The following is a 15,946-nucleotide window of genomic DNA, read 5'->3' on the forward strand; positions in this document are numbered from 1 at the left end:
TCAGATTTGGGGGTTACAATGGGGGTAATGATTAAAGACAGTACTACCCTTGATATTATCGTGCAGCTCAACAAACGGTTCGATGCTGATGCTTTGCCCGAAATGGTTGAGCTACAACGGGAGTTCGGGGTCTTCTCGCTGAAGCATGGTCTACAGCAGTCCTTTGCTTTGCTCGGAATCGTGCCTGCCGATTGGTCCGAGCGGCGGCGCTGGTACAAGTTTCTCGAGTTTCTCAAGACTTATCCGTCGGACCTCGCCAATGTTAACGGGCATGATCGAGTGATCCAGGCGTTCAAGGATGACCTCGAATCCGAAAAGCCGCTCCCCGTCTCGATCGTCTGTCATTCCGCGGCTGACGATCCGCGGGTGACCGTGTCCGAAGGTCGTCCGATCGTTTTTTCTCTCGACACGCACGTCATCATCTCGATTCCGACGACGCCCGGTCGTGAAGCACGCAAGCAGGCGGCTGAGACCGCCCGCACAAGGCGGGTCGAGAAACGCAAGAAATGACCGTGAGGGCGGGCAGCGTCGTCGGGGCCGATCATCTGTCGCTCGATGACATCTCCTCCGACGTCGACGCCTACTACACCGCATGCGTCGCGCGTCATGGCGCGACGCCGCGCGGAGTGGACTGGTCCTGCGAGGCGACGCAGGGCCTGCGCTTCGTGCAATTGATGAAGCTGTGCGATGTGTCGGCGCCGTTCAGCCTCAATGACATCGGCTGCGGTTATGGCGCGCTGGTGCCGTTTCTTGAATCGCGATTTGCGTCCTGTGAGATTGACTATCTCGGCATCGACCTGTCCCGCGCCATGATCAGCCGGGCGCGGCGCCGCTTCGCCGCCCCCTTGCGGCGCTTCGTCGTCGCTTCGGAGAGCCCGCGCATCGCCGACTATTCGGTCGCCTCCGGCATCATGAATGTCAATGTCGGCTATTCGCGCGACGCCTGGGAAGGCTACATCAAGGCCATGTTGCAGCGCATGTTCGCGACCAGCCGGCGCGGCTTTGCCGTCAATTTCATGCGAGCTGCCGCGGACGAGGAGCAGGAAGGCGATCCTGCCAAGGCGCGCCTGTATCGCACGACGCCGGACGTTTGGGCCACCCACTGCGAGCAGGAGTTTGCGGCGGCCGTCGAGGTCATCGGCAACTACGGCATGAAGGAGTTCACGCTCCTGGTGCGCCGCTTGCCTCATGCCGCGCCGTCGCAAGCGGGGCCCTCGCACTGATGTCGGCTGTTCCGTCGCTATCCTCGCAGACAGATCGCCGCAGCGCCGCCATCGAGCGCGCTGTGGACGTGCTGATCTCCTCGCGAGGTCACGCTGATCCAACGCGGCTGGAACGCGCCTGCGCGCTGCTGCGCCAGCGCGCGCCGCTGCATTGGGTCGAACGCTCGGGCGTTCGTCCGTTCTGGGCCGTCATGCGCTACGCCGACATCGTTTCGATCGAGACACGGAGCAATGAGTTTGCCGCGGGCCCGCGCACTTATCTTGCCAGCGAGACCGCCGAGGCCGTGCTGCAGCGTGTCACCGGTAAGCCGCAACTCGTGCGCGGCCTGACCGAGATGGATCCGCCGGATCATGGCGTTTATCGCGGCATCATCCAAGGCGCCTTTGCGCCGTCGGCCTTGCGCGAGATGGAGACATGGCTGTCGCAATGGGCTGCCGAGATCATCGACCGGGTTGCGGCGCGCGGGGCCAGTTGCGACTTCGCAGGCGACGTGGCGCTGCCCTTCACCCTCCGGGTGATCGGCCGCATGCTGGGCACGCCGGAGGCCGACGATGCCCGGCTTGCGCGGCTGGCCCAGGCCTTCGTGGGCGCCGAGGATCCGAAGCGCCGTCTGGCCGAGTCGCCGGGCGATACGATGCGGACGGCCATGCTGGCGCTGCGCGATTATTTCGAAGCCGTCGTGGCCGATCGGCGCGCCCAGCCGCGCGACGATCTCGCCAGCCTGATTGCGCATGCCGCGCCGCATGGCGCAGCGATGCCGCATTACGAGCTGATCTCCTACTTCATCCTGCTGGTCACGGCGGGCCACGATACGACGGCGCTCGCATTGGCCGGCGGCCTGGCGGCGCTGCTTGCAGCGCCCGAGCAGATGGCGCGGCTGCGGGCCGAGCCCGAGCTGCTCGATCCGGCGATCGAGGAAATGCTGCGCTGGACCTCGCCGGTGCGGCACTTCATGCGCACCGCGGTCCGCGACACCGAGGTCGCGGGGCAGCGCATTCGCGAAGGCGATGCGCTGGCCTTGTTCTTCCATTCGGCGAACCGCGACGAGGCCGTGTTCGAGGATGCCGGCGCGTTCCGGATCGATCGCAGTCCGAACCCGCACATCGCCTTCGGCCGTGGCCCGCACATCTGCATGGGACTGCAGCTGGCGCGGATGCAGATGCGGGCGCTATTTGCGGAGCTGCTGCGCCGGACCGACCGGATCGAACTGGCCGGGCGGGTGCGCCGGGTGCGGTCGCCCTTCATGAGCGGCGTCTCCAGCCTCCCTGTTCGCATGAGCTTTCGCGCGCTGCGCAAGGAGGCGGCTGCATAGGCTGACCGAGCCTCATCGCCGCGCCTTGAAGAACTCCTTGAGCATCTGCGCCGCCTGTTGCTCGCCCACGGCCGAATAGACCTCCGGCGCGTGATGGCAGGTCGGCGCAGTGAAGAAGCGCACACCCGACTCGACCGCACCGCCCTTCGGATCGGCGGCCCCATAATACAGCCGTCGGATGCGCGCGAAGGAGATCGCGCCAGCGCACATCGTGCAGGGCTCGAGCGTGACGTAGAGGTCGCAATCGACCAGCCGCTCGCTGCCGACGACCTGGGCCGCCTGCCGCAGTGCCAGGATCTCGGCATGCGCGGTCGGGTCGCGGTCGGTCAAAGTGCGGTTGGCGGCGGCGGCGATCACCGCGTTGTTCCGCACCACGACGCAGCCGATCGGCACCTCGCCGGAAAGTGCGGCCGATTCGGCCGCTTTCAGCGCCAAATCCATGAAAGAAGGGCCGTTCATGGCTCGTCACGCCCGCCCAAGTCTGCTACTGGATCGCCCTTCAGCACAACCGGACCCCGATTTCCTGCGTGACATGCGCTGCTTCAGAAGCGCGCGGTTCACGCCTCGTCCTGCACCTCGAAGTGAGACCTTCATGCCCCGCACCACCGACAAAGACAACGATTCCCGCGGCCGCCGCGGCGGCGCCCCGCGGGGGCGGGCCGAGGGCGGCAAGGGACGCTCGGGCGCCGCACGCGGGCCGGAGAAGAAGTTCGCCAAGCGCGGCTTCGGCGACAAGGAAGCGGGTGGCCGGGGCAAGCGCGCCTTCGACGAGGGCCGCGCGCCGCGCCGCCGCGACGAGGGCGATGCGCCGCGCAAATCCTTTGGCGACAAGCCACGGTTTAACCGCGATGAGCGGCCGCGTGGCGATCGGCCCTATGCCGCTCGCCCGGCGCGGGACGGCGATGGCGAGAAGCGCGCCTTCAAGCCGCGGGGTGACCGGCCCAAATTCGATCGGGACGAGCGGGGCGGCGAGAAGCGTCCCTATACGCCGCGCACTGGTCGCGACGAGGCTCGTCCTGCCGGGCGATCGTCCGAGCGCAAGTTCGGCGAGCGCAAGCCCTACGCCGCGCGCGAGCGTGACGGTGACAAGCGGCCCTATACGCCGCGCGGCGAAGGCGCCCGCGATCGCAGCGACCGGCCGCGGGCGGAGGTGCGCAGCTTTGGCGACCGTCCGCCGCGCAGCGGCGATCGGCCGGAGCGCAAGTTCGGCGGCGAAAGGAAGTTTTCCCGCGGTGCTGATGGCGATCGTGGCGAACGCAAGTTCGGGGCCGGACCGCGTGGTCCGCGCAAGGAATTTGGCGATCGTCCGGCCCGTGGCGAGAGCAAGCCGTGGCAGAAGCGCGGCGCGGAGGGAGATCGTCCGGAGCGCAGTGCGCGTCCGTCGCGAGAAGGCGGGCGCAGCTTTGACCGGCCGCGCACCGAGCGCAGCCGTGAGGATCGTCCCAAGTTCGACAAGCCGAAGTTCGACAGGCCGAAATTCGATCGTCCGCGTGATCGCGGCGACGACCGTGGCTTCGACAAGCCGCGTCGCCGTCCCGAGGGCCGCACCGATTGGCAGGAGCATCCGCGCAGCGAGCGCCGCGGCGGCGAAGGCTTCTCCGAGCGGCCGCGCCGCGACAACGAGGACGACAGCAAGGTCTTCGCCAAGCGCCCGGCGTTCGGCGGCCGCGGCGCCTATCGCGAGCGCAAGCCGGAGACGGACAAGCGCAGCCCCCGCGTCGCGGCCGAGCCGGCCGCGCCGAAGAAGGCGGGCGAGCGCATCGCCAAGGTGCTGGCGCGCGCAGGGCTGGCCTCGCGGCGCGACGCCGAGGAGATGGTCACGCAGGGCCGCGTGACGGTGAATGGCCGCATCATCAACTCGCCGGCGCTCGACGTCACCGAGAATGACGTCATCCAGGTCGACGGCGCGCCGCTGCCGGAGCGCGAGCGCACGCGGCTGTTTCTGTATCACAAGCCGCGCGGGCTGATGACGACGCACAGCGACCCGGAGGGGCGACCGACGGTATTCGACAATCTGCCCGAGGGCCTGCCGCGGCTGATCTCGATCGGCCGGCTCGACTTCAACACCGAGGGCCTGCTGCTGCTCACGAATGACGGCGGGCTGGCGCGCGTGCTCGAATTGCCGGACACCGGATGGACGCGGCGCTATCGCGTCCGCGCCCATGGCGAGATCACGCAGGCGCAGCTCGATCAGCTCGCCGCAGGCGTCGAGGTCGACGGCGTCAAATACGGACCGATCGAAGCCACGCTCGAACGCGACCAGGGTGCGAACGTCTGGCTCGTGGTTGCGATCCGCGAGGGCAAGAACCGCGAGGTGCGCAACGTGCTCGCTCATCTGGGCCTCGAGGTGAACCGCCTGATCCGCGTCTCCTACGGCCCATTCCAGCTTTTGGAGCTGCCCGAGGGCGAGGTGCAGGAGGTCAAGACGCGAGTTCTGCGCGAGCAGCTCGGCGAGAAGGTGATCGCGCAGTCGGGCGCCGATCTTGGGCCGGCCGGCAAGGGCAATCGCGAGCCGCTGCCGGATCCGAAGCCCAAGCCGAAGCGCGAGGTGGTCGCCGACCGCAAGGGCCGCCGCGTGCTGGTGCAGCGCACCGGCAGCGACGAGGCGCGTGCGCGCAATGAGAACGAGGCGGCCGGCTATGGCCCGCCGCGCCGGCCGAAGCGCGGCTATCACGGCAAGCGCGATATCACGCCGCAGGACGAGTAGGGCGTTGCGATGCGTGTCGTCGGTGGACGGCTGAGAGGCCGCAACATCGCTTCGCCTGCGTCGCGCGAGATTCGGCCGACGCAGGATCGGCTGCGCGAGGCGCTGTTCAACATCCTCGTCCACGCCTACGACGATCCGATCGCCGGCGCGCGCGTGCTTGACTTGTTCGCTGGCACCGGCGCGCTCGGCATCGAGGCTGTCTCGCGCGGCGCGGCGTTCACGCTGTTCGTCGACAACGGCGCCGAGGCAAGGGCGCTGCTGCGCAACAATGTCGAGGCGCTCGGCCTCGGCGGTGTCACCAAGGTCTACCGCCGCGATGCCACCGATCTCGGTCCTGCGCATCCGGTCGAGCCGTTCTCGCTGGTGTTCCTCGACCCGCCCTATGGCAAGGGTCTGGCGGAGAAGGCGCTGGCCGCGTTGCGCGACGGCGGCTGGCTGGCGCCATCGGCGCTTCTGGTCGTCGAGGAAGCCAAGGCCGCGTTCAAGGCGCCCGATGGCTTCACCGAACTCGAACGCCGCGCCTATGACGACACCGAGTTCGTATTTTTGCGCAGCGCGTGATCCTTGCTCACTGTCGCCCCTGCGAACGCAGGGGCTCATAACCACAGGATCGGGTTGGGACGCGCGACGCTCGCGACGGCGTACTCGCACGCCACTTCTGCTGCGGCGTATGGGTCCCGGGTCGGCGCCGCCGGACAACGCTGCGCGTTGCCGGTGGCTTGCCCGGGACGACAGCCAGTTTGTCGCTCTCGTCGTGCTCCAATTCGTGGCCGCTATCTCCTCCCGAACAGCTTCTCGACGTCGGCGAGCTTGAGCTCGACGTAGGTCGGGCGGCCGTGGTTGCATTGGCCGGAGTTGGGCGTGTCCTCCATCTCGCGGAGCAGCGCGTTCATTTCCTCCGGCTTGAGGCGGCGGCCGGCGCGGACGGAGCCGTGGCAGGCCATGGTGGCGGCGACGTGCATCAGGCGGCGTTCGAGCGGCAGCGCCTCGCCCCATTCCTCCATATGCTCGGCGAGATCGCGCAGCAGCGCGGATGCATTGATCTTGCCGAGCAGCGACGGTGTCTCGCGCACGGCAACGGCGCCGGGGCCGAAGGATTCAATCGCGAGCCCGAATGAGGCGAGCTCGTCGGAGCGCGCGAGCAGCGCCTCGACGGTCGCCTCGTCCAGCTCGACGATGTCGGGGATCAGCAGGATCTGCCGCTGCACGCCATGCGCGGCGAGCGAGGCCTTCAATCGCTCATAGACGATGCGCTCATGCGCGGCGTGCTGGTCGACGATGACGAGGCCGTCGCGGGTCTGCGCCACGATGTAGGTGTCGTGGATCTGCGTACGCGCGGCGCCGAGCGGGCGGTCGAGCAGGTCGGGCGCGGCCGGCTGCTCATGCAGCCGCAGATCGGCGCGCGGCGTGCCGACGTCGAATGCGGACTGCGTCGACTCGGCGAGACCAAATGATGTGGCAGCGGGCGAGGGCGCGGCCGATGGGAACGAGCCGCCGAAGTGCGGCATCACGGGCGCCGACGGCGAGCGTTGCCAATCCCAATTGGCAGGCCGCGGCTGCGGCGTGAACGCCGGGCGGAACGCGGCGATGGTCGCGCCACCGTCATTGGCCGCGGTGCGGCGGCCCTCGCGGGCGAGGCCTTCCTTCAGCGCGTGAATGATCAGCGCGCGCACGAGGCCGGCATTGCGGAAGCGCACCTCGGTCTTGGCCGGATGGACGTTGGCGTCGACCTCGCGCGGGTCGAGCGTCACGAACAGCGCCACCACGGGATGGCGGTCGCGCGGTAGATAGTCGGCATAGGCTGCGCGCACCGCGCCGAGGATCAGCTTGTCGCGTACCGGCCGGCCGTTGACGAACAGATACTGTCCGAGCGCATTGGCCCGCGTCAGCGCCGGCGCCGCGGCGAAGCCTTCGATCATCACATGATCGCGCTCGCTGCGCACGGCGATCGCATGGCTACGGAAGTCGGCGCCGAGAATGTCGCCAAGCCGCGTCAGCTGGCCCGGCGCGCCGGGCAGCGTGGCCGCCCAGGTCACCGGCGCGCGCTCCTCGCCGGCCAGCGTAAACGCAATGTCGGGTCGCGCCATCGCCAGCCGCCGTACCACCTCGCGGATCGCCTCGGCCTCGGTGCGGTCGGTCTTGAGGAACTTCAGCCGGGCCGGCGTGGCGTGGAACAGATCGGCGACCTCGACGCGGGTGCCCTGGTTGAGCGCGGCTGGCACGATCGGAGACTTGTCGCCGCAGTCGACCGCGAGCGCCCAGGCATGCGGCTCGCTCTTGTGCCGCGTCGTGATCGACAGCCGTGCCACCGAGCCGATCGAGGGCAGCGCCTCGCCGCGGAACCCGAGGGTACGGATCTGCAGCAGGTCCTCGTCGTCGAGCTTCGAGGTCGCGTGGCGCTCGACCGCGAGCGCAAGATCGGCCGCAGTCATGCCGCCACCGTCGTCGGTGATCGCGATCTTTCGCCGGCCGCCGCCACCGGTGAAGATGTCGATGCGACTCGCGCCGGCATCGATCGCATTCTCGACCAGCTCCTTGACCACGCTCGCCGGCCGCTCGACCACCTCGCCGGCGGCGATGCGGTTGACGATCTGTTCGGGAAGCTGGCGGACGGGCATGGTGCGGCTCGGAACGTTGATGCGACGCCGCTGTCGCGACGCCACTAGTGTTGCCGGGAGAATAGCGTTTTTCACGCAGTGCGGCAGACGAATGCGGCGTTCTCCAACGGGATTGTGAGGCGGGCGGGGCCAGTATATCGTTTCGCAAAAATCACGATCAGCCGGAGGAAGCCCATGTGCCATCTGTTCGCACACCAGCCTCAGCGCGACTATGCATCGCAGACCCGCTCGTTGCGGATCGGCGGCCATAGCACCTCGATCCGGCTCGAAATGGCGTTCTGGGACACGCTCGAGGAGATCGCCGCCAAGGAGGGCATGAGCCTCGCCAAGTTCGTGACCACGCTCTACGCCGAGGTGCTCGATCATCACGGCGAGGTGAAGAATTTTGCGTCGCTGTTGAGGTGCTCCTGTCTGATCTACCGGGCGAAGGCGACCGCGGCGCTGGCGGATTTTCCCGCGGCCGCGATCATGGACGCGGCGGAGTAGCCGCACGCCGGCTCTCTCGTCTCCCTCCCCCGCCTGCGGGGGAGGGCGGGGTGGGGGCGCCACATCAGTAGTCCCGCCGGAGCGTTCCCCCACCCGCATCGCATCTTTGATGCGATGCGACCTCCCCCGCAAGCGGGGGAGGCGCTGACCGAGTGTGGAGCGCCAAGTGTGCCCCATCGCACGACCTTGTCCCTCAGATCTCCTTCTTCTGCATCGCTCCCGCAATGTAGTCGGCCTGGCGGATCGCCAGTGCCACGATGGTCAGCGTCGGATTGCACGCCGCGCCCGTGGTGAACTGGCTGCCGTCGGAGACGAACAGGTTCTTGATGTCGTGGGTCTGGCCGAATTTGTTGACGACGCCGTCCTTGGCCTTCTCGCTCATCCGGTTGGTGCCGAGATTGTGCGTCGAGGGGTAGGGCGTGGTCGGATAGGTCACGGTGGCGCCGACCGCCTCGTAGATCGCCGAGCCCTGCTTGTAGGCGTGGGCGCGCATCGCGACATCGTTGGGATGATCGTCGAAATGCACTGACGCCACCGGCATGCCGAACTTGTCCTTCGCCACGGGATCGAGCGTGATGCGGTTGGTCTCCTGCGGCATGTCCTCGCCGACCAGCCACATGCCGGCCATGCGCGGATAGGTCTCCATCGCCGCCGTGAAGCTGCGGCCCCAGGCGCCGGGATTGAGGAACGCCGCCATGAACGGCAGGCCGAGCGACAAGGTCTCCATCTCGTAGCCGCCGACGAAGCCGCGCTTCGGATTGAATGCCGCCTCGTCGCGGACGATGCCGGCCATCGTGGTGCCGCGATACATGTGCACCGGGTTCTCGAACGTCGCATAGACGCTGCCGGTCATGTGCCGCATGTAGTTGCGCCCGACCTGGCCGGAGGAGTTGGCAAGGCCGTCCGGGAACATGTTCGAGGCGCTGTTGAGCAGCAGCCGCGGGCTCTCGATCGAGTTGCCGGCGACGGCGACGATACGGGCCTTCTGCAGCTGCATCTTGCCCTGGCTGTCGGCATAGACCACGCCGGTGACCTTGCCCGAGGCGTCATGCTCGACCTTGATCGCCATGCTGCCCGGCCGCACCTCGAGATTGCCGGTGGCCTCGCCCTTCGGGATCTCGGTGTACAAGGTCGACCATTTCGCACCGGACTTGCAGCCCTGGAAGCAGAAGCCGATCTGCTGGCAGGCGCCGCGGCCGTCGCGCGGCTGCGAGTTGATCGCCATGTTGCCGGTGTGCACGGTCTTGTAGCCGATCTTCCGGGCACCGGCCTCGAGCACCTTGAAATTGTTGTTGCCGGGCAGGCCGGGAATGTCGTTGGTGCGGGTCACGCCCATCTTGAACTCGGCCTTGGCGTACCACGGCTCCATCTCGGCCAAGGTCACTGGCCAGTCCAGCAGGCTCGTGCCGGGCACGCCGCCATAGGTGGTGCGCGCCTTGAACTCGTGCTCGTCGAAGCGCAGCGAGGCGCCGGCCCAGTGCACGGTGGAGCCGCCGACCGCCTTCACGATCCAGGCCGGCAGGTTGGCAAAGTCCTTTGCCACCCGCCAGGTGCCGGACGTGGTGCGCATGTCGGTCCAGGCGAGCTGGGTGAAACTCTCCCATTCGTCGTTGATGAAGTCGGGAATCTCGTAGCGATTGCCGGCTTCGAGAATGACGACCTTGATGCCCTTCTGTGCGAGCTCGTTGCCGAGTGTGCCGCCGCCGGCGCCCGAGCCGATGATGACGACGACGCTCGAATCGTTCTGATCGAATTTTGCCATGGTGGTTTCCTCCGTGTTCTCTGTTGTTCGCCGGCGTCAGGCTTTCGGCAGCCAGTCGATGTCGGAGAAGCCACGGTTGATGTAGCCGCCATGCTCGGCGGAGGAGCCCTCGTAGCCGAATTTCGGCCAGAGCTCCTTCTGATTGTAGAGCGAGACGACGAGGTCGCCGCGGATGGTCTTGAAGAAGGTCGTCTGCTCGATGCCCTGCAGCAGCGCGACGCGATCGACCTCCCACGGCACCTGCGCATACGGCACCTTGTGGCGGTCGCGTGCATCCTGGTCGAGCCGGGCGATGCCGTCATTGATCATCGCCTTCACGGCGGCATCCTCCGCCGCCTTGCCGTCCCACGGCTTGACCGCGGTGATGTAGTAGCGGTCGGCGAGGAAGTCGTGCGGGTAGATGTCGCGCGCGACCTTCACCAGCGTCTTCAGGGTCGCCGGCGTCAGCGCCTTGGCGTCCTCCGCCCAGGCATCGGCAATGCCAAGGCCGGTCGCGGAAGCCACGGCTGCGGCCGGCACGGTCGAGGCCGCGCCCTTGAGAAAGACGCGGCGGTCGTATTTGTTGCGGCGATCGACTTCTCTCATGGGTATCCTCCGTGTGATTTTGTTGATGTATGGTCGTAGTTCAGCGGCTTCAGCCGAAGCGGCCGCCGCGCTGGATCACCTCGATCTTGTAGCCGTCGGGATCGGTGACGAAGAAGAAGCGCGCGAGCGTCGCACCATTGTGCTTGAAATCGCGCAAGGGGCCTGGCGCCAGGTTCTCGCGCTCGAAGCGGGCATGCTCGGCATCGAGATCGTCGACCACGACAGCGAGATGGCCGTAGCCGTCGCCGAGCGTATAGGGCTCCTTGCGGTCGAAGTTGACGGTCAGCTCGACCTCGAACGGCGATGACGGATGGCGCAGATAGATCAGCGCGAAGCCGTCGAAGCGCAGATTATCGGCGATCTCCAAGCCAAAGGCGCGCGTGTAGAAGTCGAGCGCCTTGGCCTCGTCGAGCACGCGGATCATGGAATGAACGGGTTTTGCCATCTCAATTGTCCTTCAAATAGGTGATGATCGCGGCGCGCAATTCGGGCTTGGCCTGGCGATAGGCCATCACGGCGCCGGGGATCAGCTCTTGCGGATTGGTCAGCCAGGCGTCGAGCTTGGCTTCGTCCCAACTGAAGTCGGCCCTGGCGAAGCCGGCCGAGTAGCGGAAGCCGTCGATCGATCCGGCGCGGCGGCCGACGATCTTCGATAGCGGCGGTCCCTGTCGCATCGGTTCGCCGCTGCTCAGCGTATGGCAGACACCGCATTGCTGCTTGAAGAGAGTCGCGCCGTCGACGGGCTTCGGCGAGGGCAGCGCCATCTGCGCGAGCGCGGCGGCCGCGCCCAGCATCGCGCCGCAACATCCAAGTCCAACGCGAAGAAAAGCAGTTTGCGCTGCACGCTGTCCCGACATCGATCCTCTCTCATCATTTTTGATGAGACTAGGTCGCAGTGAAAGCACCGTGGTAGTAGCGGGCTGTTTCAGCAGGAACAAAGCGTGCGCAGGACGCGTCCGCCCGCAGGATGTGTCAGCGTTGCGGACTAATCGTCGAAGCGACGCCCGCCGCGTCCCGCTTTGACGTCGCTGCGGATCTTCTTGCCTTCGAGCCGGCGCTGCTTCGAGCCGAAGGTCGGCTTGGTCGGGCGCCGCACCTTCGGCCTGATCATCGCCTCCTTCAACAGCGCCACCAGGCGGTCGATCGCATCGGCCTTGTTGCGCTCCTGGGTGCGGAAGCGCTCGGCCTGGATCACGATGACGCCGTTCTTGGTCATCCGCTGGCCGGCCAGCCGCGCCAGCCGTGCCGCGGCATCCTCGGGCAGCGTGATCCGGGTCGTGTCGAAGCGCAGCTGCGCCGAGGTCGACAGCTTGTTGACGTTCTGGCCGCCGGGTCCGGAGGCGCGGACGAACGAGATCTCGATGTCGTTCTCGTCGATGGCAAGGTCGCGGGAGATCCGCAGCATGGGGCACCAGGTGGAATCGAGGCTTTCGCGCACCATAGCGGGTTTAGGGCCGGTGTGCGCGGGTTCGCACCATTGCGTCGCGGGTTGGCCAGGGGCCGGTGCGAAACCCTCCACTGTCATCCCGGCGAACGCCGGGATCCATAACCCCAGGGAGAAGTTTGAGGCAGGCTGGTCGTTGACACCTCCCGCATCACGTCGGCCGCGGAGTGTGGGTCCCGGATCGGCGCAGCGCCGCGCTGGCGCGCGTCGCCGCTTGTCCGGGACGACAGCGGTGGGGGTGGCGGATTCACGGCTCAAACAGCAGGTGTCGATCAGCTCAGCCATGACGCTGCGTTCTCGCGGCATCTCATGCCCGAGGTCTGCGATCAGTTCGTCCCTCTTGAAAGTGCAGAGGGCGCGGGGAATGCCGGGCGCTGGCCGCACCCATGGCCCGCCTGCGAAAAAAATGCAGGCGGCAGGTACCACAGGTTCAGCCGAGACATCCCGGCATTCCCCGCGCGGTGGTCTTCACGCTTATACGCAGTCTCCCTGGTGCGCCGGGCTTGTTGGCCACCATGATCCACGCGGCGCGTTAGCGCCGTCGCGAACGTGACACCAGCGTCGGGGTGTCAGGACCCTGCGACTTCACGTCCGCAAGCGATCGTTCGTCCGCGTCCTCGCAAGAAGACGCTGCGACCTCTCGCGGCCACCGCATCCCCGCCTCGCGTGTCGTGACGATCGCGCGCAACGCCCCTCCGCAGTGAGGCGGGATGGCGGAGAAGAACATGATTTCCGAAAAATAGCAAGATAATTATTGTTATCGGAAGTCGACGCGCGGTCCTCCGCTGTCGTCCCGGGCAAGCCGTCAGCGACGCGAAGCGTGGCTGACGGCGCCGACCCGGGACCCATACGCCGCAGCCGACGTGAGGCGGGAGGTGTCAATGACCAAGCTGCCTCAAACATCGCCCTGGGGGTATGGGTCCCGGCTCGAGGCCGGGACGACACCATTTTTGTGGAGGCAGCGATGGTCAGCGACATCGAAGCGTCGCGCGACGCGAGCGCCGCGCCCCGCTCAGTTCGTCTTGGTCACCGGCGCCGTGGCCGGTGCTTGCACCGGCTCGGCGGCGGCCTGCGGCGTGCGGCCGACGACCGCCGTCAGCAGGCCCTGGCTCCAGAGCTGCTTCGCCGCCTTCTTGGCGTCGTCCAGGGTCACGGCCTTGACGATCTCGCTGCGCTTCTCGATGTAGTCGATCGGCATCTTGTCGAGCTGATATTGCAGCATCGCCTGGGCGAGCTTGGAGGAGGTGTCGAGCGCCAGCATCTGCGAGCCGTTGATGTAGGACTTGGCCTCGTCGAGCTCCTGCTGGGTCGGGCCTTCCTCGGCCATGCGGCGGATCTCGCCCTCGACCGCGGCGATGGTCTCGCCGGCGCGGTCGAAGCGGGTGGCGGTGTTGCCGATGAACAGCGCGGAATGATCCATCCACAGCAGCGCGTCATAGACCGAGTAGGCGAGGCCGCGCTTCTCGCGCACCTCCTTGTACAGCCGCGAGGAAAGACCGCCGCCGCCGAGGATGTGGTTGACGACATAGGCCGCCATGAAGTTCGGGTCGTGGCGGCGGATGCCGGGTCCGCCGAAGGTGATGACGGTCTGCGGCACGTCGAGCGAGACGAGGACGCGCTGCGGCGGCTTGGTGGCGATGACGTCGGGCACCGGCGTCAGGGTCGCTTTTGCCGGCAGCGCGCCGAAGGTCTGGTCCAGCAGCTTGCCGAGCGTCGCCGGATCGACGTCGCCGACGACGGCGACCTTCAGCGTGTCCTTCGCGAGAACGCGGCCGGTGTAGTCCTTGAGATCGTCGACGGTGATCGTCGGCACGCTGTCCAACGTGCCGTTGGACGGACGGCCGTAGGGGTGGTTGGGGAAGGCGAGCTCAAGGAACTTGCGGCCTGCCAGCGAGCTCGGGTTGGTGGTCTCGCGGCGCAGGCCGGAGATCACCTGCGAGCGGATGCGCTCGACATCGGCGCTGTCGAAATGCGGCGAGGTCAGCGCGGTGCGCAGCAGCTCGAACGCCTCGTCCTTGTTGTCGCGGAGCATGCGCAGCGAGCCGCGGAATTGATCGCGCGATACCTGGAAGCTGAGCTCGATGGCGCGGCGGTCGAGCCGCTCGTGGAAGGTCTTGGAGTCGAGATCGCCGGAGCCTTCGTCGAGCAGGTCGGCGACGAGATTGCCGACGCCGGGCTTGCCAATCGGATCCTGTGAGGCGCCGCCCTGGAAGGCGTATTCCATCGCGATCAGTGGCACGGTCGCGTCCTGCACGAACCAGGCCTCGATGCCTCCGGGCGAGACCAGGCGCTGGATCTTGGTTGCGGCCTGTGCAGCCGACGTGACGGCGAGCGCTGCGGCAGCGACGGCGAGCGTGCAGGCGAAGCGGCGCGCGAAGATCATTGTGTTCATCACGACCGCTTCTCCTCGCGCTTGGCCGCATTGTCCTTGATCAGATAGCCGGTCACGGAGCGCTTCTTGTCGAGCCACTTCTGCGCCGCTGTGCGCACCTGCTCGGCGGTCACGGCGCGAATGCGATCGGGCCAGCTCCGGATGTCCTCGATGCTCAGCCCCGTGGTGAGGCCGCCGCCATACCAGCGTGCCATCGTGGCCTGGTTGTCCTGGGCGTAGATCGCCTCCGCGATCAGCTGCGTCTTGACCCGTTCGAGATCCTCGGCGCGAACCGGGTTCTGCGCCAGCTCGGCGATCACGCTGTCGACCACCGCCTCGACCTGGGCGAACTCCACGCCGGGTCTTGGCGCGGCCGCGACCGAGAACTGGCTCGGATCCAGCGAGGTGCCCTGATAGGACGCGCTGGCGCTGATCGCGAGCGACTTGTCGATGACGAGCGCGCGGTAGAGATAGGAGTTGCTGCCGTTGCCCATCAGCTGGGCCAGCACGTCGAGCGCAGCGGATTCACCGGGCGCGGCCGTCGTCGCCGACGGCACCAGGTAGAAGCGGCGCATCGAGGGCTGCTCGACATGCGGGTCGGCCAGCGTGACCGTGCGCGGCGCCACCGGCTGCGGCTCCTGCGGCCGGAGCCGGTGCGCGGGAATGTCGCCCTGCGCGGGGATCTTGGCGAAGGTCTGCTCGACCAGCGGACGCACTTCCTTGGCGTCGGTGTCGCCGGCGATGATGAGGATCGCATTGTTGGGCGCGTAGAAGCGGCGATAGAATGCCAGCGCATCCTCGCGGCTGAGCTTTTCGATCTCCGGCTTCCAGCCGATCACCGGGCGGCCATAGGGATGATTGACGTAGAGCGCCGCCATGACCTGCTCGTTGAGCCGGGCTTCCGGAGAGTTGGCGACGCGCATGTTGTATTCTTCGAGCACGACGTCGCGCTCGGGCAGCACGTTCTCGTCCTTCAGCACCAGGCCGGTCATGCGGTCGGCCTCGAACTCCATCATCTTGGGCAGTTGGTCGCGCGGCACGCGCTGGAAGTAGCCGGTGTAGTCGACCGAGGTGAAGGCGTTCTCGTTGCCGCCGATCTTGAGCACGGTCTTGGAGAACTCGCCGGCCGGATGCTTCTCGGTGCCCTTGAACATCAGATGCTCGAGGAAATGGGCGAGGCCTGATTTACCGGGCGTCTCGTCGGCGGAGCCGACCTTGTACCAGATCATCTGCGTCACCACGGGGGTGCGGTGATCCTGGATCACGACGACCTGCAGGCCGTTGGGGAGGGTGAAGCTGGCAGGGGGCTCGGAGGCGAACGTCGTTTGCGCCGAAGCGCCGGCCGTGAACGCAATGATGGAGAGGAGCGCGGCGGCGACGGGAATGAAGCGGTGCGAGGACATCATGATCCTTCTGAAGGCCCGCAGGGAGGGGCGA

Annotated in this window: 15 protein-coding genes; 6 read left to right on the forward strand and 9 right to left on the reverse strand. The window is 67.1% G+C overall.

All coding sequences use genetic code 11. The features are described from left to right. Positions 1 to 60: 60 nt before the first annotated feature. Genes QX121_RS03360 through QX121_RS03370 form a run of 3 tightly spaced genes read left to right on the forward strand, consistent with a single transcriptional unit; the run spans position 61 to position 2,536 of the window. Positions 61 to 510, forward strand: coding sequence for a hypothetical protein (locus QX121_RS03360; protein WP_315736578.1), 450 nt, complete (start codon positions 61 to 63; stop codon positions 508 to 510). Then, positions 507 to 1,223: a class I SAM-dependent methyltransferase gene (locus tag QX121_RS03365; protein WP_315779044.1), complete on the forward strand. Its 717-nt coding sequence runs from the start codon at positions 507 to 509 to the stop codon at positions 1,221 to 1,223. The genes QX121_RS03360 and QX121_RS03365 overlap by 4 nt, the downstream gene beginning before the upstream one ends. Next, positions 1,223 to 2,536, forward strand: coding sequence for a cytochrome P450 (locus QX121_RS03370; RefSeq protein ID WP_315811159.1), 1,314 nt, complete (start codon positions 1,223 to 1,225; stop codon positions 2,534 to 2,536). Before QX121_RS03365 ends, QX121_RS03370 begins: the two co-directional genes overlap by 1 nt. 12 nt (positions 2,537 to 2,548) lie before the next feature. Here QX121_RS03370 and QX121_RS03375 read toward each other — a convergent pair whose 3' ends face one another. Next, a complete protein-coding gene (locus QX121_RS03375; protein ID WP_315811160.1) occupies positions 2,549 to 2,995 on the reverse strand; it encodes a nucleoside deaminase in 447 nt (148 codons plus the stop codon). A 133-nt stretch (positions 2,996 to 3,128) separates the two neighbouring features. Here QX121_RS03375 and QX121_RS03380 point away from each other — a divergent pair, with 133 nt between their 5' ends. Further along, positions 3,129 to 5,243 (forward strand): pseudouridine synthase, encoded by a 2,115-nt coding sequence (locus tag QX121_RS03380; protein WP_315811161.1) that lies wholly within the window; start codon positions 3,129 to 3,131, stop codon positions 5,241 to 5,243. A 9-nt stretch (positions 5,244 to 5,252) separates the two neighbouring features. Further along, on the forward strand, positions 5,253 to 5,804 hold the full coding sequence (gene rsmD / locus QX121_RS03385) for a 16S rRNA (guanine(966)-N(2))-methyltransferase RsmD (RefSeq protein ID WP_315811162.1): 552 nt from the start codon (positions 5,253 to 5,255) through the stop codon (positions 5,802 to 5,804). 212 nt (positions 5,805 to 6,016) lie between these two features. Here rsmD and mutL read toward each other — a convergent pair whose 3' ends face one another. Then, positions 6,017 to 7,861: a DNA mismatch repair endonuclease MutL gene (gene mutL / locus QX121_RS03390; protein WP_315811163.1), complete on the reverse strand. Its 1,845-nt coding sequence runs from the start codon at positions 7,859 to 7,861 to the stop codon at positions 6,017 to 6,019. Positions 7,862 to 8,035: 174 nt separating this feature from the next. Between mutL and QX121_RS03395 the strand changes: the two genes are divergently transcribed. Then, positions 8,036 to 8,347, forward strand: coding sequence for a ribbon-helix-helix domain-containing protein (locus QX121_RS03395; protein ID WP_315811164.1), 312 nt, complete (start codon positions 8,036 to 8,038; stop codon positions 8,345 to 8,347). A 193-nt stretch (positions 8,348 to 8,540) separates the two neighbouring features. Here the strand turns inward: QX121_RS03395 and QX121_RS03400 are convergent, their stop codons facing one another. The 7 genes from QX121_RS03400 to QX121_RS03430 form a co-directional block, all read right to left on the reverse strand. Continuing rightward, the gene (locus tag QX121_RS03400) at positions 8,541 to 10,109 is read right to left on the reverse strand and encodes a GMC family oxidoreductase (protein WP_315811165.1); all 1,569 of its coding nucleotides are present in this window, start codon (positions 10,107 to 10,109) and stop codon (positions 8,541 to 8,543) included. 36 nt (positions 10,110 to 10,145) lie between these two features. Continuing rightward, on the reverse strand, positions 10,146 to 10,694 hold the full coding sequence (locus QX121_RS03405) for a gluconate 2-dehydrogenase subunit 3 family protein (protein WP_315736587.1): 549 nt from the start codon (positions 10,692 to 10,694) through the stop codon (positions 10,146 to 10,148). Positions 10,695 to 10,743: 49 nt separating this feature from the next. Beyond that, complete coding sequence (locus tag QX121_RS03410; protein WP_315754721.1) at positions 10,744 to 11,139, reverse strand: VOC family protein; 396 nt, start codon at positions 11,137 to 11,139, stop codon at positions 10,744 to 10,746. 1 nt (position 11,140) lies between these two features. Continuing rightward, the gene (locus QX121_RS03415; RefSeq protein WP_315811412.1) at positions 11,141 to 11,458 is read right to left on the reverse strand and encodes a c-type cytochrome; all 318 of its coding nucleotides are present in this window, start codon (positions 11,456 to 11,458) and stop codon (positions 11,141 to 11,143) included. Positions 11,459 to 11,679: 221 nt separating this feature from the next. Then, complete coding sequence (gene arfB / locus QX121_RS03420; RefSeq protein WP_315736589.1) at positions 11,680 to 12,099, reverse strand: alternative ribosome rescue aminoacyl-tRNA hydrolase ArfB; 420 nt, start codon at positions 12,097 to 12,099, stop codon at positions 11,680 to 11,682. Positions 12,100 to 13,150: 1,051 nt separating this feature from the next. Continuing rightward, positions 13,151 to 14,530: a pitrilysin family protein gene (locus QX121_RS03425; RefSeq protein WP_315811166.1), complete on the reverse strand. Its 1,380-nt coding sequence runs from the start codon at positions 14,528 to 14,530 to the stop codon at positions 13,151 to 13,153. After that, on the reverse strand, positions 14,530 to 15,915 hold the full coding sequence (locus QX121_RS03430; RefSeq protein ID WP_315811167.1) for a pitrilysin family protein: 1,386 nt from the start codon (positions 15,913 to 15,915) through the stop codon (positions 14,530 to 14,532). Before QX121_RS03430 ends, QX121_RS03425 begins: the two co-directional genes overlap by 1 nt. Between the last annotated feature and the right edge of the window lie 31 nt (positions 15,916 to 15,946).

The sequence above is a fragment of the Bradyrhizobium sp. SZCCHNR2028 genome, assembly GCF_032380995.1.
In the GTDB taxonomy this organism is placed as follows: Bacteria; Pseudomonadota; Alphaproteobacteria; order Rhizobiales; family Xanthobacteraceae; genus Bradyrhizobium.